This window comes from Flavobacterium sp. Leaf82, from assembly GCF_001422725.1.
Lineage (GTDB): Bacteria > Bacteroidota > Bacteroidia > Flavobacteriales > Flavobacteriaceae > Flavobacterium.
The window spans coordinates 279,080-300,948 of record NZ_LMMA01000033.1 but is presented as its reverse complement, the minus strand read 5'-3'; the positions used below and the strand labels follow the sequence as shown (position 1 = coordinate 300,948).

Sequence of the window (21,869 nt, the reverse complement as noted above, 5' to 3'; positions counted from 1 at the left end):
TGCTTTATTTTTTAATTTTCTCCCTAAAAAACAAATCCAACTCCTCACTCAATTTCTTTCCACTTCCCAACTTACTCGCATTTTCCTGATTAAACTTTACCGTTTCTAATAAAAAATCAGTTATTAAAACTTCTTTTGGATGCAAATACTTTTCGTTTTGTTTGGCTTTTATTTCTTGTAATTCTATTATTTTTTCTTGTATGTTTTGTGGTGCAATTGGCAATAAATCAGCAAAAGCAACAGGCGGAAAAGTATTATTTTCTATAATCCATTTTCCGGCTAAAGCGGTTCTTAAAGCATAGAAATAACTTTTTAGTTTTACTTCTTCCATTTCGCAAACTTCCATGAAATTCTTTGTCGTTCCTAAATAGTGATGTAAAACCGCTATTGGCGAAAAACATTCTACAGCTAACTCCCGCATTTGTTTTAAAAAATCATCATTTGCATAATACACCACAGGCGAAAACAACCACTCGATCAAAGGTGCGTTAGATTTTGCTAATAACTTTACGGCTTTCCGTAAATCCCAACCGGAGCCATCAAGATCATCTTCGGTCATGAACTCGATTACGTCTGGTTTTTCCCAAAGCGATAAATAATAATCTGGTTCGTGTTTGTATATAAAACGGATATCATAATCGCTGTCCGGAGAAGCAAATCCCCAAGCGCGACTTCCTGATTCTACAGCAAAAAGTATTTCTACATTTTTCTGTTTTTCTATTTCTTTTAATTTTTTAAGTATTTTTTCTTTCATGATTGGTTTCAAATATATATAAACAAAAAGCCTTTAAACTCAGTAAAAACACCTGATTTAAAAGCCAACAAATAAAATCTCTAACACAATACCTAACAGGTTTCTAAAACCTGTTAGGAAACATCGCTATTTAATAATCTTCATTATCAGGCGGAGCAGTTTTATTGCGTGTCGTTATTTCCCAATTCTCTTTTTGATATGGATTATCTATTTTATCAATTTGAACTAAAAACCTCAATTGCCCTTTGCGGTCGTCATCTTTATCAATTAAAACTCTAAATCCGTATCCTTTTATCTTTTCGATATATTCGTTGTCTAAAGGATTGTTCTGATAATAGCTTATTGCAACATTAATTTCTTTTGAAAACTGAGTATTCTTAGCTAAAAATTCTAATAATTGTAAAGCAGTTTCTTTTTTAAATTCAGTATCATTTATTTTTTCCGGTTCTACTTTATAAAACGTATTAAACTCTAATATTAAATTATCACAGCCACCTACACTTGCATTAATTAGAGTATCATTCTTTTTATATATTTCTTCGATCGTTTCGGTATAATTATGCATTTCGATACTTCTGGTACGTTTTTCTACTCCAGGAATATCATTAAAAATAGTTTTAGATTTCAATTTTGCCAATTTACATTTTGACAAATATGATTCTTCGTATAGATTTCCATTCTTGTATATAAACGATAATGATGTCGATTTTAAATTTTCTACCGAACTTGAATACGTTCTGAAATTTTGTGTAACCTTAATTTTAAATTTATTACCAACAAAATTTGCTTCGTCAATTATATTGTATGAAAAAGGGGCGTATCCCAGAATACTATGAGATTCTTTTTCCTTAATTTCATCTTTCATGATGTAAAAAATAAAGTCATTGTTGGTGTTTGCATTTCCACCCAGCATTCCTTCAGATGATCTGAGAATTACATAATCAATGATTCCGTCATTATTAAAATCAGCTTTTTCATAAATCGAAAAAGAAACCGTATAAGGATCGCCATCATTTGCAAACGAAACGTAATAAGGAGATTCGTTTATTTGCATTTCCTTATATTTTTGTTCGCCAATTTCTTCGTTTAAAAGTCTTTTCAAAAAATTACCTTCAATTTCTGTAGGAATTATTTTTTCCTCTTCTGGTTCTACAGTAGAAACGGTGTCTTCACTAGTCTTTTTATGTACCGTTTTTACTTCTTTTTTGCATGAAAATGCTAAGAGAATAAAGGCGAGAAGAATTATTTTATTAGTTTGAAAGTATACTGATTTATAAGTCATTCATCAATCTGTTTTGGTGGTTAAAATAGCTAAAATTAATTGTTTTTTGGCTTGGATATTAGTTGTAATAGATTTCAAATTAACAAATAAAAAACCACAAACTCACAAAATAAATTTGCTAATTTGTGGTAAAAACTAATTAAATTATAATTCTAAATCCCAAAAAAGCTTTTAGAATTTCGAGTAGTTTCTTCCGCCACTTTATCTAAATTAATCCCTTTAAACTGCGCCACAGTTCCCGCAACAAAAGGCAGAAAAGCAGGTTCGCAACGGCGTTCGTGGTATTTCTTCAAAAGGCTATTCGGTACGTTTTTCGGCAACATAAACGGCGCATCGGTTTCGATCATCATTCGGTCGAGCGGTACGTACTGAATCACTTCTTTTAAATGTTCAAACCGTTTACTGTCGGATATTGCTCCGGTAAAACCAAGATAGAATCCGTTATCGAGATAGGTTTTGGCTTCCTGCAAAGTTCCTGTAAAACAATGCACAACGGCTTTTGGCAATTGAGGTAAATAATCTTTGGTAATACTCATAAACCTTGTAAAAGCAGCTCTTTCGTGCAAAAACAAAGGTTTCCTGACTTCAATCGCCAGTTCTAGTTGCGCTTTGTAACACGTTTCCTGCACATTTCTGGGCGAAAAATCACGATCAAAATCGAGTCCGCACTCACCAACCGAAACGACTTGTTTCTGCTTTAATAAATTGCGCAGTTTCATAATGCTCTGCGCATCAAAACTCTTCGCATCATGCGGGTGAATTCCGGCTGTAGCATATAATACTCCCGGATATTGTTTTGCGATTTCTAATGATGCTTCGCTGTTTCGCACGCTTGTGCCCGTTAGGATCATTTGCGATACATCGGCGTCGATCGCGTCTTGTACGACATCGTCTATGTCGTTTTGGAATTGTTTGTTGGTTAAATTAATTCCGATATCTATGTAATTCATATTTTTTGTTTTAAGTTACAAAGGCTCAAAGGGACAGAGGAACAAAGGTTTCTTCTCTTTGAGTCTTTTTATTATTTTTTAAGATTTTGTAGAAGCAAAAGGCAAGAAACAAGACCACAATATCTTGCTTCTTGCCTCTTGCTTCTCTTTAGTCTTCTCGACTCCCGTCATCAGCCATTCTAACCAATTTAGGCGTAAACTTCGCTACGACATCAACCAAATCCTGTTGCGCTTCCATCACCTGATCGATATTTTTATACGCCATTGGGGCTTCGTCAAGACCTGCACCAATAAGCGTAACGCCATGATGTGTTAAGATCGATTGCATCTCGGTTTTAGTGATGTTTTTTATGGCTTGAGTTCGGCTCATTTGTCTTCCTGCTCCATGCGAAGCCGAATTAATCGCGTTCTCCTCACCTTTTCCTCTCACCAAAAATCCCGGCGCGGTCATACTTCCCGGAATGATTCCCATAACGCCTTTTCCGGCTGGAGTTGCTCCTTTTCTATGTACGATCACTTCTTCGCCGTTCCAGATTTCTTTCCAGGCAAAATTATGGTGGTTTTCGACTTTGGCTAAAATTGTAGCACCCAGAGCGCGTTCCATTTTGTTATGGATAATCTCATGACAAGCCGAAGCGTAATCTCCAGCAAGATTCATCGCCATCCAGTATTCCTGACCCAATTGTGAGTTCATATCCAGATACGCCAAGTTCTGAGCCACTTCAGGAAGTTTACAAACATCTTTTGCCATTTTAGTATAATGTCCGGCAATTGTTGCTCCCATTCCGCGTGAACCAGAATGCGTTAACAAAGCAACGTATTTACCTTTTGGGATATTTAAAACCGCATCGTCTTTTGCAAATTCCATGATTCCGAATTCTACAAAGTGATTTCCACCTCCTGAAGATCCTAATTGCGACCAGGCTTTATCTTTCAAATTCTTCACAAACGGAGTCATATTAAAAGCATCGTTTTCTAAAACCGCGTGATCTGATTTGTACTGACCGTGAAATCCGTGACCCGCACCAAAAATCGAATTCGCAATTAATTCTTTTTTGAATTTGGCTTCGTTTTCAAAGTAAAAATCTTCTGCAATATCATAGACTGACAATGCCATTCTACACCCAATATCAACCCCAACACCATACGGAATTATGGCATTTTTTGTGGCCAAAACTCCACCAATCGGTAATCCGTAACCTTGGTGCGCATCTGGCATTAAAGCTCCTGCAACGGTAACGGGTAATTTCATGGCAACTTCCATTTGTTTTCTGGCTCCCTCTTCGATACCATCTAAACCATAAGCAGAATATGCATTTGGATTTTGATTTAAAGCAATAAAATCTTCTGGTTTTTCATTTGCTTTTTCGATCAAGGCAATTGCCAGTTTGCTAAAAATAGCATCGTCTATATAATTTTCTGGAGTTTCAAGAACGTTTTTGAAATTTGCGATCATTTCATCACGTTTTAACCCGTGTCTTTTGCTGTTTATTTTTAAGGCAATCCCGATTGTTTTTCCTTCCGGGAATCCTAATTCTATTATATCTGTACCGTTTATTTGTGTTTTCATTTGTTTTTGTTTTTTGATAGTACAAAGGTTGTTTTGTACTGCGCAGTTATTTTGCGTAGTTTTTATTTCGCGCAAAGTCGCAGAGTCGCAAAGTTTTTTTTTAGCCACAGATTATGAAGATTAAAATGATTTTTCTCATTTTATGTCATTTCTCTCCCGAAGCTTCGGGAGAGAAATCACACTAAAAATTCCACAATACGTCGCCAATCTTTGTCGAATCCCGTGTGTGATTTCTACCTCCGGTCGAAATGACAAACTGTACGCCTTTGCGAGATTAAATTTACCAATCTTTGCGGAGATGCACAGCAGTGCGTCTCTACAAAACCTTTGTGCCTCTGAACCTTCGTACCTTTGAACCTTTCCTTAATCAATTAATAATTGCGTAACTGCCGCAGCATTTATCGCCCATTTTGCATCGTAAACCTCATCGGCATTTTGATCTTCGGTGATGGTTAAACCTTGAGCTTCTGCTTTAAGTTGTAACAAACTACCAATATTCAATTTGCTGCTTAGTTTTGATAACAAAGCCTGAACTCCTTTAAAATCCAAACCTCCAACTACTTGTCCTCCAAAGGTCATCTCTAACCAAACGATTTCTCTTTTGGCTACATCAAGAACTCCAAAAACCAAACCTTTGGCAACATTCTGCGTTACACGAACCTGATGATCTACACACGACGGATCGTATGCAACTCCAGATTTTTCCGAGATTTTCATCGGGTATTTGCTGTTCATCCAACCTACAACAAGATTTGGCGTGATACTTCCGTTGCTATACGCATTGCAGGTAAAAGTTACATATTTTGCGTTGGCTTTCGCCAAATCGTCGATGTTGATGTTGATATATTCAGCTGTTCCCACTTTACTCGGAATGCTTCTAATATCACCACTATGTTTACAACCAACAGTTTCCAATCGGTGGTAAGAACACATATCGGCTTTATCTTCATAAGCAATATGACAGCTTAAATCCATATCAAGATGTTGCGCTGGTAAATCTTTACCCCATTGCATAAACAAACGCACTTCGTTTCCTTCAATCGGGAAACGTGTTCCCATTAAAGCAACCGGTAAATCCTGAACGGTCTCGCTTCTATCGCCAATCGAAACTGGCATATTAAACAATTGCGGATCTATATAAATTGTCTTGTTTGGGTTTGCAATTGCAGCAAATCTTTTCTTCATCGCCAAAAGACACAATTCTTCGATTTGATTTTTCATCGCCTCCAATTGTTCTTCATCATATAAATTCAATAATGCATTCGGTGCAATTCGTTTGTTTGTTCCGCCCAAAGGTTTCACGCTTCTTTGCATGTTTTTATCAAAATAATTTTGAGCATACATGTTTAAAGTAAACACTAATCTTGCCGGAACTTTATCGATAATTTCTGTAAAATGTGCCACAGTTTCGTCTGCACCAAACCAAAGCATATTCGAGAATAACGAACGTGCAAACAATCCCGGACGTTGTTTTAATAATGTAAATGTTTTATCGGCATCAAATTTTAATCTTGATGTGTTTACTTTACTTTGCCAAACATCATAAACCTGATTATAAAATACATCCATTAAAAAATTCAATTTCTCAAATCCTTTTCTTTTGCTGTATTCTGCCAAACGTAATGCACGGATAAAACGAACCCACATTCCTGTTTTTGGGTGCATGATTTCGCACATTGTTTCAACATCCATATCAAGATTATTCAACCAGTTTGCCACCATTAAACATTCTTTTCGGGAATATTTCAATTTCAAATCGTTTGCAGATGCAATTCTCGCCTGAGCGCTTGTATCTAAAACATTGAAAAAATGAGTTGCATTTTTAGACGTTCTTTTAATGATTGTTTTTGGCTCGATAATTTGCAACAATCCTGTATTCTTAAACCATAAATATCTTAAAATATCTGTTGGCGATTTAAAATAGGAAGACGCATTTTCGGCTTTTCCTTCTTCAATTAAAACATCAATTACCAACATTAAAGTTTCTTTCATTGCAATATCCACTTTTGGTAAAGGCAAGTATTTCAATGTCATTTTTAAACTATCTACCTGCGTAGCGTCTAAAGCGGTCTTTGATTGCAATAATGATTTATAGAAATTTTCTAATTCAGTTTCTGACCATAAATCCAATACTTTTAATTTGCTTCCTTGTCCGAAGTTTTCGATTTTACCGAATTCAAACGGAGTTCCGCAAAACGGACAACCATTGTATCTTTCTAAAGGAAAAGTATTGTCCGGGATTATGTGCCCGCATTGTAAAGTTGTTCCGCTTTTTATGTTTAGAACATTCCATAAATACGTAACAACATGATCTAAAACAGATTCTCCTGTTGGAATATTCCATTCTTTAACCAAAGGCGTCCAGTTTTTATCTGTTCCTAAAACTTCTCTCAAGACTTCTAAAACTTCAACTTTATAATTTGGGTTTACATTATTTAAAGCGTGTAATAACGACTCAGAAAATGTAAATCCAGGTTTTGAAACATTGGCCACTAAAACCGATGTTGTTCCTGATAAATTTTTGATATCATTTGCAATCATTTCTGATGGAATGAAAATAGCATTTTGACGTAAACTGATTTTTAATAATTCTTTTGTTTTCATTTTTTTTAATTTTTAAAATTTAGATAATTGCGTTTCTGAGTTCTACCTAAAAGATTTTTGAAGTAAGAAACACTTGACCTGAAATTAGAGTGTAATTGATGAACTATTTTATCTGATGGGTTTCCCCGAGAAGTAAGTTAATCTTGACCCTCATTTTACTAATGATGATTTTAAAACTCGCCCAGACTCGAACCGAAAGTTACCAATTTCCTGAAGTAAGTTTTAATTGACCATTAATAGTGAAGCAGATGGGATTCGAACCCACGACCCGGACATTAGAAGTGTACGAAGTAAGTTTTGATTGACCTTGAAGGATAATTTCAAAACTACCTGCTCTACCGCTGAGCTACTGCCTCATATAAGAATAAAAAGGTAATGATGTAAGTGTGTACGTTGGAAAGTTTTCGAAGTAACTCAAACTTGACCTGTTTTATTCTTTTATTTTATTTCTATGAACGTTTGTTTTTATTTCCTGAACAAAGATTTCGATTGTACTGCGCATTTATTCTGCGTAGTAAAAAAGAAACTTATATTTGAGTAAAATGGTAATGGTTTAAGTATATCTCTTAATGGTTTTTGAAGTAACTTAAACTTGACCTGTTGAACTCTTTTTTATTTTAATGAACTTGTTTTATTTCCTGAACAAAGATTTCAGAACTCCTACGCAATTATTTTGCGCAGTAAAAAAAGAATTTTATATTTGAGTAAATATTTATTTACCAAAAACGCATAAGTCCCAGAGGCACGGCATATTTATAGCTTTAGATAAAAACAATGAAGTCCCAGAGGGACGACACATTTATAGCCATTTTCAAGAATGAATTTTAAAAAGCCCCAGCGGGTGACATATTTATTGATTAAACATAAAACCAATAAAAATCCCAGAGGGATGACATATTTATAGCTTTAGATAAAAACAATAAAGTCCCAGAGGGACGAAATATTTATAGCCATTTTTAAGAATGCAGTTTAAGAGCCCCAGCAGGGTGACATATTTGTTGATTAAACATAAAACCAATAAAAATCCCAGCGGGATGATATATTTATAGCTTTAGATAAAAACAATGAAGTCCCAGAGGGACGACATATTTATAGCCATTTTTAAGAATGCATTTTAAGAGCCCCAGCGGGGTGACATATTTATTGATTAAATATAAGACCGAAATGTCGCTCCGCTGGAGCTTTTGATCCTCTTTTTAATAAATTGCTATAGATATTACGCTCCGCTGGAGCTTGATGCTGAATAATACAAAATTGGTTATAAATATTATGCTTCAACAAAGCTAATTACAATTCGAAATATAATCGCGTATAAATATTCTGCTCCGATGGAGCTTTTATAAGATTTAAATAAAAAAACAATATGAATTTAGAGAAAATTTATTCTGAATTACTTTTGAATATGGGCTTTCCAGCAAATGATATTCAGAAAAACTGGCTGAATTTAGAAACGGCATATTCCAAAAAATCAAGGCATTATCATAACCTGACGCATATTTCGGCTATGATTGAGAGTTATGAAACGTATCGGGATAAACTTCAAAAACCTGACGAAGTATTATATTCTATTTTTTATCACGATTATATCTATAAAAGTTCTAAGAAAGACAACGAACTTAAAAGTGCCGAATATGCTTTGTCGATTTTACCCGAGAATATCTCATTTGATCGTCAATTGGTTTTTGATGCTATTTGTGCAACGCAACAACATCAGCATAATATAATAGAAGATATTAATTGGTTAATTGATTTTGATTTGAAAATTCTCGCCAGAGATTGGGAAGATTATAAAATTTATTTTGAACAAATTCGAAAAGAATACAGCGTTTATCCTGATTTGCTTTATAAACCTGGACGTGCAAAAGCCTTGAAACATTTTCTGGAGAATGAATTTATTTTTCAGACGGTGGAATTTAGAGGTTTATATGAAGAGAAAGCGAGAATTAATATTAAGCAGGAGATTTCATTATTAATATAGGTATCACATTTATGTTATTTAAACCTGACAGGTTTTTAAAACCTGTCAGGTTTGACCGCAATCTGAATAAATTGTGGTTACGTTACGTTAGACGCACTGCTGTGCGTCTCTACGGAAAATTGGAATGGAAAATTGGAATAGAAAATTAGAACGGGAAATTAGAATAGGCAATTGAAATCAAAAATCATTTTTCAATACTATGAAAACGAAATTTTCTTATTAACATATATGCGTGAGGGATTGCAGTGAAAATCCTTTTGTTTTTTTCTTTAAAAAACAAAAGATTGTAACGGAAAGCCCGACCCGAAGGGACACGCCCAAAAACATAAACTATGTCACAAAACAAAAATGCCTTAATACGATATAAAACCATTGACAAATGTCTGCAGAATAAATACAGGCAATGGACTCTGGAGGATTTAATCGAATGCTGTTCTGAAGCTTTGTTTGAATATGAAGGTCGGGAAAACCCGATTAGCAAACGAACGATTCAGATGGATATTCAGTTAATGCGAAGTGAAAAACTGGGTTATAATGCGCCAATTGTAGTGTATGATAAAAAGTATTATAAATATGAAGACGATGAGTTTTCGATAACGGATATTCCGCTGACGGAAACGGATATGAATGTTTTGACAGAAACGGTTTCGATGTTGAAACAGTTTAAGGATTTCTCGTTGTTTAATGATGTGTCGGATATTTTGCAGCGACTGGAGGATAAAATCTACGCGGAAAAATCGCATACAAAACCGGTTATTTATCTGGATAAAAACGAAGGATTAAAAGGTTTACATTATCTGGATGAAGTGTATCAGGCGATTATCAAGAAGATTGTTTTGGTGATAACCTATAAATCGTTTAAATCAATAGAGGAAAATAAATTTCATTTTCATCCTTTTATATTGAAGGAGTTTAATAACAGATGGTTTTTGGTGGGAAAGAAAAAAGGGTCTGCTCCTATTACCAATTTGGCTTTGGATCGAATTATTGGTATCGATTATGATTTTAATCTGCCTTATTTAGAAGAAGATTTTGATGCTGAATTATTTTATAAAAATGTAATTGGCGTGACGGTAAATTCAGGTTTACAGCCCAGAAAAGTCGAATTGTGGATTGATGCCGTAAATGCGCCTTATGTTATCACAAAACCTTTGCATCATACACAAAGACTGATTAAGGAAAATGAAGATAAAAGTGTAATTGTGCATTTGTTTATTTCTCCTAATTATGAAATGGAACGTATTCTGTTAGGTTTTGGTGACGGAATTGAGGTCTTGGAACCAAAAAACCTACGAAATCGTATGAAAAAAATCCTTGAAAAGGCAATTTCGAGATATGAAGATCAAAGCATTCCTGAATTAAACTCATGATTTTTTACAAATTGCGGAATTAAATCTTAATTTAAAACCATAAAATAATTTTTACAGCATAAAAATTGTTAAAATCACAAAAAAGAATAGTATATTTCAATTAAAATTAAACCATAAACCACTCTAAATCAGAGATATTTTTTTACTAACCAAAAATTTATCATAAATTAATATGCATGCATAGTATTTTTTGATTATATTTGAAATCGATATAGTTACATATGAAAGAGAAAACAATAGATTATATTTTGCGAGCTACCTGGCAAGCTGTATCAAGAATGTACAACGAAGAAGCAGCCAAATACGATGCGACAATGGCAACCGGATTTGCACTTTTGAGTATTGATAAGGAAGACGGGACTCCATCGACAGCTTTGGGTCCAAGAATGGGAATGGAAGCTACAAGCCTTACCAGAACCTTGAAATCGATGGAAGACAAAGGTTTGATTGTTCGCAAAAAAAACCCAACGGATGGTCGCGGTGTTTTGATTTACCTGACCGAATTTGGAAAAGAAAAAAGAGATTTATCTAAAAATACGGTTCTGAAATTTAATGAAACAATCAGAAAACATGTTTCAGACGAAAAACTGAAACATTTTATCGAAGTTTCTGAAATCATAAATGAATTAATTCAGGACAAAAACATATTTAATCAAACAGAAAAATTAGAAAATGAATAACCTATTTAAAGAGGATATTTCAAATTCAATACAAACAAACATTAACAAATATGAAACGCACAATTAAAAAAGTTGCTGTAATTGGATCCGGAATTATGGGTTCAGGAATAGCTTGTCATTTTGCCAATATTGGTGTTGAAGTTTTACTGCTTGACATCGTACCCCGCGAGTTGACAGATGCTGAAACTAAAAAAGGATTAACGCTTGAAAGTAAAGTTGTTCGCAACCGTGTGGTAAACGAGCACTTGGCGAATTCATTAAAATCGAAACCATCTCCTATTTACAGTCAAAAATTTGCTAACAGAATCACGACTGGAAATACAACTGATGATATGGCAAAAATTGCCAATGTTGATTGGATTATCGAGGTTGTTGTAGAGCGTTTGGATATCAAAAAATTAGTTTTTGAGCAAATCGAGAAATTCCGTAAACCGGGAACTTTGGTTACTTCAAACACTTCTGGTATTCCAATTCATTTTATGAGCGAAGGAAGAAGCGAAGATTTTCAACAACACTTCTGCGGAACTCACTTTTTTAACCCTGCGCGTTACTTAAAGTTATTTGAAATTATTCCTGGTCCAAAAACGGCAACTGAAGTATTGGATTTCTTAAACGAATACGGATCTAAATTTTTAGGAAAAACATCTGTTGTTGCTAAAGATACTCCTGCGTTTATTGGAAACAGAATTGGTATTTACGGAATCCAAAGTTTATTCCACTTGGTTAAAGAAATGGGATTAACGATTGAAGAAGTTGATAAATTGACTGGACCGGTTATTGGTCGTCCAAAATCGGCTACTTTCCGTACAGTTGACGTTGTTGGTTTAGATACTTTGGTACACGTTGCCAATGGTATTTATGAAAACTGCCCTAACGACGAACAACATGAATTGTTTAAACTTCCTGATTTTGTAAACAAAATGATGGAGAATAAATGGTTGGGAAGTAAAACTGGACAAGGTTTTTATAAAAAAGTAGATAAAGATATTCTTTCTTTAGACTTAGATACATTAGAATACCGCGCTGCTAAAAAAGCAAATTTTGCTACGCTTGAACTTACTAAAACTATTGATAAACCTATCAACCGTTTTAAAGTTTTGGTGAAAGGAAAAGACAAAGCGGGTGAATTCTACCGTAAGAGTTTCTCAGGTATGTTTGCTTATGTGTCAAACAGAATTCCTGAAATCTCTGACGAATTATTCAAAATTGATGATGCGATGAAAGCTGGTTTTGGATGGGAAAATGGTCCATTCGAAATTTGGGACGCTATTGGTGTTGCCAACGGAATCGAAATCATGAAAACAGAAGGTCTTGAACCAGCTGCGTGGGTTACTGAAATGCTAGCTTCTGGAAGCGAAAGTTTCTATTCTGTAAAAGAAGGAGCTACTTATTTCTATAACATTCCAACAAAATCACAAACTAAAGTTCCTGGACAAGATTCCTTTATTATCCTAAACAACATTCGCGAAAGCAAAAAAGTTTGGAGTAATAGTGGTGCAATTATTCAGGACTTAGGAGATGGAATCTTAAACTTAGAATTCCAATCTAAAATGAATACAATTGGTGGCGATGTACTTCAGGCTATCAATAAAGCAATCGACTTATCTGAAAAAGAATATCAAGGTTTAGTTATTGGTAATCAGGCAGCGAATTTCTCTGTCGGAGCTAATATCGGAATGATTTTCATGATGGCAGTTGAGCAGGAATATGATGAGTTGAACATGGCTATCAAAATGTTCCAGGACACGATGATGCGCGTTCGTTATTCTTCTATTCCAGTTGTTGTAGCACCTCACGGAATGACTTTTGGTGGTGGATGCGAAATGAGCTTACACGCTGATAAAGTGGTTGCTGCTGCTGAAACGTATATGGGATTAGTTGAATTTGGTGTTGGTGTACTTCCTGGTGGTGGTGGATCTAAAGAAATGGCTTTGAGAGCTTCAGATTTATTCCGCAAAAATGATGTGGAATTGAACGTTCTTCAGGAATATTTCTTAACAATCGCTATGGCAAAAGTTTCAACTTCTGGTTATGAAGCTTTTGATACCGGACTTCTTCAACATGGAAAGGACGTTATCGTAGTAAACAAAGATCGTCAGATCGCTGAAGCTAAAAAACATGCTTTATTAATGGCAGAAGCTGGTTATACACAACCTATCAGAAGAACTGATGTGAAAGTATTAGGAAAACAAGCTCTTGGAATGTTCTTAGTTGGAACGGATCAAATGGAAGCTGGAAAATACATTTCTGAGCACGACAAGAAAATCGCTAACAAACTTGCTTACGTAATGGCTGGTGGTGATTTATCTGAAGCGACTTTAGTATCTGAACAATATTTATTAGATATCGAACGTGAAGCTTTCTTGAGTTTATGTACTGAACGTAAGACTTTAGAAAGAATTCAATATATGTTAACTAAAGGAAAACCACTTAGAAATTAGAAAATAGAACAAAGAGAATAGAATATAGATTTTCAGACTTAGTAAAGTCTATTTTCTATACTCTATCTTCTATACTCTTAAAAAACAAAACAAATGAAAACAGCATATATAGTAAAAGCTTACCGTACTGCGGTAGGAAAAGCACCAAAAGGGGTTTTTAGATTTAAAAGACCTGATGAATTAGCTGCAGAAACCATTCAGTTTATGATGGATGAGTTGCCTGATTTTGACAAAAAACGTATTGATGACGTTATGGTAGGAAATGCCATGCCGGAAGCTGAACAAGGACTTAACGTTGGTCGTTTGATCTCTCTTATGGGATTAAAAGTTGAGGATGTTCCTGGTGTAACAGTTAACCGTTATTGCGCATCTGGATTAGAAACTATAGGAATGGCAACTGCTAAAATCCAATCAGGAATGGCAGATTGTATCATTGCTGGTGGTGCAGAAAGTATGAGTTTTATTCCGATGGGAGGTTACAAACCAACTCCGGATTATAAAGTTGCTGCTGCAGGTCACGAAGATTACTATTGGGGAATGGGTTTAACTGCGGAAGCGGTTGCTAATCAATTTAAAATTTCAAGAGAAGATCAGGATGAGTTTGCTTATAACTCTCATATGAAAGCTTTGAAAGCTCAGGCTGAAGGAAAATTCGACAAACAAATCGTTCCGATTACTGTTGAACAGACTTTCATCAATGAAAATGGTAAAAAAGAAACTAAATCTTATGTTGTAAAACAAGACGAAGGTCCAAGAGCCGGAACTTCTGTTGCTGCTTTAGCGGGATTAAGACCTGTTTTTGCTGCTGACGGAAGTGTAACTGCCGGAAACTCTTCTCAAATGAGTGATGGTGCTGCTTTTGTTTTAATCATGAGTGAGGATATGGTAAAAGAATTAAACCTTGAGCCAATTGCAAGACTTGTAAACTTTGCTTCTTCTGGTGTTGAGCCAAGAATTATGGGTATTGGTCCTGTAAAAGCAATTCCGAAAGCATTGAAACAAGCTGGATTAACATTGAACGATATCGAGTTAATTGAATTAAACGAGGCTTTTGCTTCACAAGCTTTAGCAGTAACTCGCGAATTAAACATTAACCCGGAAATCGTAAACGTAAACGGTGGAGCAATCGCTCTAGGACATCCTCTGGGTTGTACTGGTGCTAAACTTTCTGTTCAGTTATTCGACGAAATGAAACGCAGAGGTAACAAATACGGAATCGTTTCTATGTGTGTGGGAACTGGGCAAGGAAGTGCTGGGATTTACGAGGTTCTTTAAAAAGAGAATATTATTAAGTAAAGTACACGTTCAGTTTGTCATTGCGAGGAACGAAGCAACCTCGCTAACAATTGCACAAAGTTTTATTTTGCAAGTGCGGTTGCTTCGTTCCTCGCAATGACAAGATTGTGTACAAAAAACATAAATAAAAAACATACAAAAACAAAAAGCAATGGCAGATACAATCGAAAAAAACGTAACCCGTGGTGGTCAGTTTTTAGTTAAGGAAACAAAATGCGAAGATGTCTTTACACCAGAAGATTTTTCGGAAGAGCAGTTAATGATGCGTGACTCTGTAAAAGAGTTCGTTGACAAAGAATTATGGGCACACAAAGATCGTTTTGAGAAAAAAGATTATGCTTATACTGAATCATCTATGCGTAAAGCTGGTGAACTTGGACTTCTGGGAGTTGCGGTTCCTGAGGAATACGGTGGATTAGGAATGGGATTCGTATCTACAATGTTAGTTTGTGATTACATTTCTGGTGCTACAGGATCGTTCTCAACTGCTTTTGGTGCTCATACAGGTATTGGAACTATGCCAATTACTCTTTATGGATCTGAAGAACAAAAGAAAAAATACGTTCCTAAATTGGCTTCCGGAGAATGGTTTGGAGCTTATTGCTTGACTGAACCAGGTGCAGGATCTGATGCTAACTCAGGAAAAACAAAAGCTGTTTTATCTGAAGACGGAACGCATTATAAAATTACCGGACAAAAAATGTGGATTTCGAATGCAGGTTTCTGTAGCGTTTTCATCGTTTTTGCCCGTATTGGTGATGATAAAAATATTACAGGTTTCATCGTAGAAAACGATCCGTCTAACGGAATTTCTATGAATGAAGAAGAGCATAAATTAGGAATCCGTGCTTCATCTACTCGTCAGGTTTTCTTCAATGATACAAAAGTTCCTGTTGAAAACATGTTATCTGAAAGAGGAAACGGTTTCAAAATTGCAATGAACGCTTTAAATGTTGGTCGTATTAAATTGGCAGCTGCTTGTTTAGATGCGCAACGTAGAGTAACTTCAAATGCAGTAAAATATGCGAACGAAAGAATCCAGTTCAATACTGCAATTTCATCTTTTGGAGCTATCCGTTCTAAATTAGCTGAAATGGCAACTAATGCATACGCTGGAGAAAGTGCTTCTTACCGTGCTGCAAAAGATATCGAAGACAGAATCGCTGCTCGTGAAGCTGAAGGAACTACGCATCAGGAAGCTGAATTAAAAGGTGTTGAAGAATATGCTATCGAATGTTCTATCCTGAAAGTTGCAGTTTCTGAAGACGTACAATCTTGTGCTGACGAAGGAATTCAGATTTTTGGTGGAATGGGATTCTCTGAAGACACTCCAATGGAAAGTGCCTGGAGAGATGCTCGTATCGCTCGTATCTACGAAGGAACAAACGAAATCAACAGAATGCTTTCTGTAGGTATGTTGATCAAAAAAGCGATGAAAGGTCACGTTGATTTACTTGGACCAGCAATGAAAGTTCAGGAAGAATTAATGGGAATTCCATCTTTTGATACTCCTGATTTCTCTGAATTATTTGCTGAAGAAAAAGGAATTATCGCTAATCTTAAGAAAGTTTTCTTAATGGTTGCCGGTAGCGCTGTTCAAAAATACGGACCGGATTTAGATTCTCACCAACAGCTATTAATGGCTGCTTCTGATATCTTAATCGAAATCTATATGGCTGAAAGTACTATTCTTAGAACTGAAAAATTAGCTAAAAATCAAGGTGAAGATAAAGTACAAGAGCAAATTGCAATGGCAAAATTATACTTATACAAAGCTGTAGATATCGTAAACTCAAGAGGAAAAGAAGGAATCATTTCTTTTGCTGAAGGAGACGAACAACGTATGATGTTAATGGGACTTAAACGTTTTACAAAATACACAAACAATCCTAATGTTGTAGCTTTAAGAGAGGTTATTACATCTAAATTAGTTGCAGAAAACGAATACTGCTTCTAATATAAAAATAGTTTTTAGCTTTTAATTTGTTTAAACCCGCACTAATCCGAAACAGTGCGGGTTTATTTTTTTGTCATTTTTTTGTAGAGACGCAATATTACGATCTCATTTCACAAATCTTTATTAAAATTGCATTTCTGATACAAGATCAATAGCAAAATTTATAATCTAATGTTTTATATTTAGCGTTCTAAAACTTCAAAAAATATAAAATGAAACAAATTAACCTAATTGCTCTTTTATTTCTTTGCCTGATATCTACATCTATTTTTGCTCAGAAAAACAAGAAATTTGACATTATCGCTTATTACACTGGCGATGATAAACTGATTAACGAATACGAAGTAAACAAATTGAATCAAATTATTTTTAGTTTCTGTCATTTAAAAGATGGAAAACTAAGTGTAGATTCCCCTAAAGATTCTACCACAATTAAATACCTGGTTTCTTTAAAAGCTAAAAATCCGCAACTTAAAATTATTCTTTCACTTGGTGGCTGGGGAGGTTGTGAGCCTTGTTCTGCTGCATTTTCTACAGCTGAAGGAAGATTAACTTTTGCAAAATCAGTAAAAGAAGTGAGTGATTATTTTAAAATAGATGGATTAGATTTAGATTGGGAATATCCTGCAATTGAGGGACTGCCTGGACATTTATTTCAAGCTGCTGATAAACCTAACTTTACAGAATTAATTAAAATTTTGCGTTCTACTTTAGGTAAAAAGTATGAATTGAGTTTTGCGGCAGGAGGATTTCAAAAATATCTGGATGAATCTATAGACTGGAAAACCGTAGCGCCATTAGTAAATCGTATCAATATTATGAGCTACGATTTAGTAAACGGATATTCTAAAGTTACCGGACATCATACGCCATTATACAGTACAAATGCAAAAGAAGAATCTACAGACAGAGCGGTTACTTACTTAATAAAACAAGGAGTTCCTGCAGAAAAATTAATTATTGGAGGCGCTTTTTATTCCAGAACATGGAAAAATGTAGAAAATATAAACAATGGTCTTTATCAGGCGGGCGAACACATTCAGGGTGTTGACTTTAAAAACTTTGCTTCAACTTATACAGAAGCTAATGGCTGGAAATATTTTTGGGATGATAAAGCAAAAGCACCATATTGGTATAATGCGACATCAAAAACCTTTGCAACATCAGACGATCTAAAATCGATAAAGGAAAAAACGGAATATGTAAAATCTAAGAAATTAGGAGGTATAATGTTTTGGGAACTTACTTTAGATAGTCCGCAAAACGGAATGGTAAACGCAATTTATGAAGTTAAAACAAGTAAATAAGCTTTAAATAAAAAACGGTCGTTATAAATTTATAACGACCGTTTTTTTATGTTTATAACTTATTGCAATTTTGATTTATCCAATTCTCCTATAAAAGGAACAGATTCTAAGATTTCAGCACGGATTATAGTCTGTAAATAAACTTCTAACTGAAGAAATTTCGCTGCATTTATGGCGCCAACTGCTTTTTTAGCTTGTCCATAAGTTTTCGAGTATAATTTTTCATAAGCCAAATGATTTTTTAAAGTTCCTTTTGCCAACTCATCTGCTTTTTCATCTGTTAGTGTCGCATAATTTGCAGCATAATCATTAATCAACTGAAATTTTGCCTGACCTAAGGCTTTACGTTCTGTTTCGTAATTATCATACACTTTAGTAAAAGCAGCACTTTGAGTATCAGACAAATTCATATACTGTTTTACAAGATCACTTTTTGATTTGCCGTAAACACTTTGCAGCACATCAACATCTTCCTTAAATGAAGATTGGGCAAAGGATGGAAACGAGACAATTGCCATAAAAATAAGAAGAAGAAAATTTTTCATAGTTTTAAATTTAATTTTGTTTGTAAAAAATTCATACACTATCAAATATACTTATTTTTCTTACACGAAATCTTATTTTTTGCTTTCTTGAGCCTTAGGTGCTCTGATTTCTCCATCATAAGAAATTGGCCCTCTGTTATTGCTATTTATAGAAAGTGTTGCCCCGCCATCAAAAAAGACAGAAAGCATTAAGTCATATGAATCATCTTTACCTCTGACAGTTGCCTTGACGATATAATTTTTTTTATTTTTTTGAATTTTTATATTTTCAGGCAAACCTTCAAATTTTATTCCCCCATCGCCACCGTATGGTACATTAAAACCCCGACCAAAAAAGGGCAAATCACAAGTTGTCTTTTCAGTATTAAACTTTAGAAAATAAGTATTATAGTCCAGAAAAATAAGCCTTCCTCCTTGCGGATTGGCTTTTTGTGCTTCAAAATCAAATTTCTTGGAATCAATTAGAGCTTCAATTTCTTTTTGTTTCTTTAAATCTCTTTCTGCTTTTAATTCCTTCTTTGTTTTTTCCTGAGCAAAAACACCGAAACTTAAAAAGCATAATATCAGTATTGGTAAAACAGATAGTTTCGTTTTCATAAAACAAATATTTAAGTAGAACTAAAAAGCATTTTTATTTTTTGGTAAATCGCATCATCGCAATATCTTCCGAAATAAAATTCAGCGTTTTCCCATCATCGGTAACATCATATGAAGTTATTTTTTGTAAAGTGCTCATAAAAATGGGTTCACCTTGTGCATCAATACACATCATTCTGGTAACAGCCATAGGTTGGGTAAAATCAATTTTATTCCCTGTCACTTTCAATTTTCCTGTAAAAGAATTGCAGCTGTTGTTTCCGGAAACCTGATTTTCTTTTACATTAAAAGTTATGGTTGGTTTTTTATTTGGATACAAACCGTCAAAAGTTATTCTTGGTCCCGTTATATAATTAAGTTCCCATGTTCCTTCAAGTTGCGAAACAGAATCATTTTTTGAAGTTTTAGAAGCATTGCATGAGATTAGGACAATTCCTGAAAAAACTAAAATTAAAATATTCTTTATCATAATTTTATAGATTAAATTAGAAAATAATCGACACTGATTTTGAAAACTTTAAATTCGAGGTGATACGAAATTACGCAATAATAATTTGTTGATCCCTTAAAGAACCATTAAATTACAGGTAATAGTTTTAGATTTTTTTAACTCTTAGCGCCAATCAATGTCGGAATTTTATGTTAAATTTACTTAATCTTTAATTTAAAAAGCCTTTCATATGAAAAAAATAATCGTTTCTTTCGCTATAATTACAGCCTTAATTATTGGTTGTAAGACCAATACAAAATCAAATGACGCTAAAACACTTACTGTTGCCTTAGAGCCTAAAAGCAATAGTAAAGTTGGAGGAACTGCTACTTTTACAGAGAAAAATGGTAAAGTAACGTTTGTTGCAAAAATGACTGGTTTAGAACCGGGAGTACATGCAATCCATATTCACGAAAAAGCAGATTGTAGCTCTGCAGACGGAAGTTCTGCCGGAGGACACTGGAATCCCACTTTTAAGAAGCACGGAAAATGGGGCGTTGCAGAATATCATAAAGGTGATATTGGAAACTTTACCGCTGATGCAAAAGGTAATGGAACTATTACGCTAACAACAGACGAATGGTGCATTGGTTGTGGTGATACCAACAAAGATGTTTTAGGAAAAGGTTTAATTGTACATCAGGGAACTGATGATTTTACAACTCAGCCTACCGGAAATGCAGGCGGAAGAGTTGCCTGTGCAGGAATCATCAAATAAAAAACACAATAACCACTACATTTTCACAAAATCTAGTGGTTATTTCATTTAAAACTTATCCTAACACAAGAAAAAGATATAGCTTTGCAGCTATAAATTAAAGTTAATGATTAACCCATCGGCATCAGGTTGGATAGACAAGTTTTTTAGTGAACAAAAGTTTTCAGAGGCAATTCCTTTTGAGACTACAGAATCGTTTTACTATAAAATCAGAGAAACCGGTTTTATCTATGGCCACATTATCGAGATAGATTCTCAGGTTCCGGTGCCTATAAAAGGCTGGTTTAAAACCGAAATTTCTAAAGTAGCTTTACTAAATACTTTATATCACGTTTTTTGTTTGGAAAAAAGAAGTTCTGAACCAAAAAACTTTATAACCGAAGTCTTGAAATTTTATAATAAAATGAATCCGGAAGGATTTAATTTATTCAAAATTTTACTCCCTAAAGACACTCCTTCCCTTTCTCTTGAAAATATAATTGATCAAAGAGTTCAGACTAATGATAGTATTATTAGTAAAAACTTTTCGCATCTGGTTACCAATGCGCTTTTATTTATTGATGTTTTAGCTTTCAGACAGTATCTGGAGCATGGTGTAATTCCTGAAAAATATCTAAAAAGAATCGAAGAGACTGTTCTTGGTATTGTCGCTTTGGCCTTAAAAACGAAAACTGTTAAATCGCAACATGACGATTTACTGATTAAACTTTTTGAAGCATCAATACGATATTCTAAATTCTCAAAAGTTACTGTAGATACTTTAGAAACCCTGCAATTAGAAAACTTCAGTAATAAACTAGAGCAATATTATTTTATTGATATGGCCGGAATGGCACTATGGAGTGACGGCGTTGTAGAAAATGAAGAATCTTATTTTTTATATTCTTTAGGATCAATGATGGGCGTTACTGATGATTTTGTTACCAAAAGTATTGATACCACTCATACTTTTATAACAACTCATAAAAAGAAAATTCCGTATTTTAATTATTCAAATCCTGTAAAGCATTTTTACGATCAAATGACACATAGTGTTGTAAAGCTGATTGTAAGAAACAAAAACAGATTAGTTAAGGAAATTGTTCAGAGTAAAGAATTAATGGTCTTATTGGCTTATTCTACAACGAGAGATCTGGATGCCAAGGAAAAGAAGAAAGTAAAAAAACAGTTGTTGGATATTTGCAAAACGATTCCGTCATTAACAATATTTTTACTTCCCGGCGGAAGTTTATTATTACCTATTTTAATAAAGTTTATTCCAACCCTATTACCATCAGCTTTTAATGAAAATCTAGACGAAAACGAATAAAAAAAAAATCGCCCTTTTGAG

The 21,869-nt window shown here is 34.4% G+C and carries 17 protein-coding genes and 1 tRNA gene; 9 read left to right on the top strand and 9 right to left on the bottom strand.

The features are described from left to right. Positions 1 to 4 precede the first annotated feature (4 nt). The 6 genes from ASF10_RS19595 to ASF10_RS24275 form a co-directional block, all read right to left on the bottom strand. Positions 5 to 754 carry a DNA polymerase beta superfamily protein gene (locus ASF10_RS19595; protein WP_056252997.1) on the bottom strand — a complete coding sequence of 250 codons (750 nt, stop codon included), beginning with the start codon at positions 752 to 754 and terminating at the stop codon, positions 5 to 7. A gap of 130 nt (positions 755 to 884) precedes the next feature. Beyond that, complete coding sequence (locus ASF10_RS19590; protein ID WP_056252994.1) at positions 885 to 2,036, bottom strand: hypothetical protein; 1,152 nt, start codon at positions 2,034 to 2,036, stop codon at positions 885 to 887. Between the two features lie 152 nt (positions 2,037 to 2,188). Then, positions 2,189 to 2,986 (bottom strand): TatD family hydrolase, encoded by a 798-nt coding sequence (locus ASF10_RS19585; RefSeq protein WP_056252991.1) that lies wholly within the window; start codon positions 2,984 to 2,986, stop codon positions 2,189 to 2,191. 148 nt (positions 2,987 to 3,134) lie between these two features. Next, positions 3,135 to 4,556 carry an RtcB family protein gene (locus tag ASF10_RS19580; RefSeq protein WP_056253046.1) on the bottom strand — a complete coding sequence of 474 codons (1,422 nt, stop codon included), beginning with the start codon at positions 4,554 to 4,556 and terminating at the stop codon, positions 3,135 to 3,137. A 363-nt stretch (positions 4,557 to 4,919) separates the two neighbouring features. Continuing rightward, positions 4,920 to 7,160: a hypothetical protein gene (locus ASF10_RS19575; RefSeq protein ID WP_056252987.1), complete on the bottom strand. Its 2,241-nt coding sequence runs from the start codon at positions 7,158 to 7,160 to the stop codon at positions 4,920 to 4,922. Between the two features lie 240 nt (positions 7,161 to 7,400). Beyond that, positions 7,401 to 7,516: transfer RNA gene (locus tag ASF10_RS24275), tRNA-OTHER, on the bottom strand. Between the two features lie 1,007 nt (positions 7,517 to 8,523). Between ASF10_RS24275 and ASF10_RS19570 the strand changes: the two genes are divergently transcribed. The 7 genes from ASF10_RS19570 (at position 8,524) to ASF10_RS19540 (ending at position 18,189) form a co-directional block, all read left to right on the top strand. Beyond that, the gene (locus tag ASF10_RS19570) at positions 8,524 to 9,138 is read left to right on the top strand and encodes a hypothetical protein (RefSeq protein ID WP_056252985.1); all 615 of its coding nucleotides are present in this window, start codon (positions 8,524 to 8,526) and stop codon (positions 9,136 to 9,138) included. 332 nt (positions 9,139 to 9,470) lie between these two features. Further along, complete coding sequence (locus ASF10_RS19565) at positions 9,471 to 10,508, top strand: helix-turn-helix transcriptional regulator (protein ID WP_056252981.1); 1,038 nt, start codon at positions 9,471 to 9,473, stop codon at positions 10,506 to 10,508. Positions 10,509 to 10,729: 221 nt separating this feature from the next. After that, positions 10,730 to 11,188, top strand: coding sequence for a MarR family winged helix-turn-helix transcriptional regulator (locus ASF10_RS19560; protein ID WP_056252979.1), 459 nt, complete (start codon positions 10,730 to 10,732; stop codon positions 11,186 to 11,188). A gap of 50 nt (positions 11,189 to 11,238) precedes the next feature. Then, positions 11,239 to 13,629 carry a 3-hydroxyacyl-CoA dehydrogenase/enoyl-CoA hydratase family protein gene (locus tag ASF10_RS19555; RefSeq protein WP_056252976.1) on the top strand — a complete coding sequence of 797 codons (2,391 nt, stop codon included), beginning with the start codon at positions 11,239 to 11,241 and terminating at the stop codon, positions 13,627 to 13,629. A gap of 93 nt (positions 13,630 to 13,722) precedes the next feature. Continuing rightward, complete coding sequence (locus ASF10_RS19550) at positions 13,723 to 14,904, top strand: thiolase family protein (RefSeq protein ID WP_056252972.1); 1,182 nt, start codon at positions 13,723 to 13,725, stop codon at positions 14,902 to 14,904. Positions 14,905 to 15,076: 172 nt separating this feature from the next. Beyond that, positions 15,077 to 16,882, top strand: coding sequence for an acyl-CoA dehydrogenase family protein (locus ASF10_RS19545; protein ID WP_056252970.1), 1,806 nt, complete (start codon positions 15,077 to 15,079; stop codon positions 16,880 to 16,882). 212 nt (positions 16,883 to 17,094) lie between these two features. Then, positions 17,095 to 18,189 (top strand): glycoside hydrolase family 18 protein, encoded by a 1,095-nt coding sequence (locus tag ASF10_RS19540; RefSeq protein ID WP_056252968.1) that lies wholly within the window; start codon positions 17,095 to 17,097, stop codon positions 18,187 to 18,189. A 59-nt stretch (positions 18,190 to 18,248) separates the two neighbouring features. Here ASF10_RS19540 and ASF10_RS19535 read toward each other — a convergent pair whose 3' ends face one another. From ASF10_RS19535 to ASF10_RS19525, 3 genes are all read right to left on the bottom strand, one after another. Next, positions 18,249 to 18,734, bottom strand: coding sequence for a hypothetical protein (locus ASF10_RS19535; protein ID WP_056252965.1), 486 nt, complete (start codon positions 18,732 to 18,734; stop codon positions 18,249 to 18,251). Positions 18,735 to 18,806: 72 nt separating this feature from the next. After that, positions 18,807 to 19,331, bottom strand: coding sequence for a DUF4251 domain-containing protein (locus ASF10_RS19530; protein ID WP_056252963.1), 525 nt, complete (start codon positions 19,329 to 19,331; stop codon positions 18,807 to 18,809). 34 nt (positions 19,332 to 19,365) lie between these two features. Next, positions 19,366 to 19,800 (bottom strand): META domain-containing protein, encoded by a 435-nt coding sequence (locus ASF10_RS19525; RefSeq protein WP_056252960.1) that lies wholly within the window; start codon positions 19,798 to 19,800, stop codon positions 19,366 to 19,368. Between the two features lie 211 nt (positions 19,801 to 20,011). On the opposite strand from ASF10_RS19525, the gene ASF10_RS19520 reads away from it, so the two are divergent. Beyond that, on the top strand, positions 20,012 to 20,539 hold the full coding sequence (locus tag ASF10_RS19520) for a superoxide dismutase family protein (RefSeq protein ID WP_056252958.1): 528 nt from the start codon (positions 20,012 to 20,014) through the stop codon (positions 20,537 to 20,539). Between the two features lie 106 nt (positions 20,540 to 20,645). Next, positions 20,646 to 21,848 (top strand): LETM1-related biofilm-associated protein, encoded by a 1,203-nt coding sequence (locus tag ASF10_RS19515; protein WP_056252955.1) that lies wholly within the window; start codon positions 20,646 to 20,648, stop codon positions 21,846 to 21,848. The last annotated feature ends 21 nt before the right edge of the window (positions 21,849 to 21,869 follow it).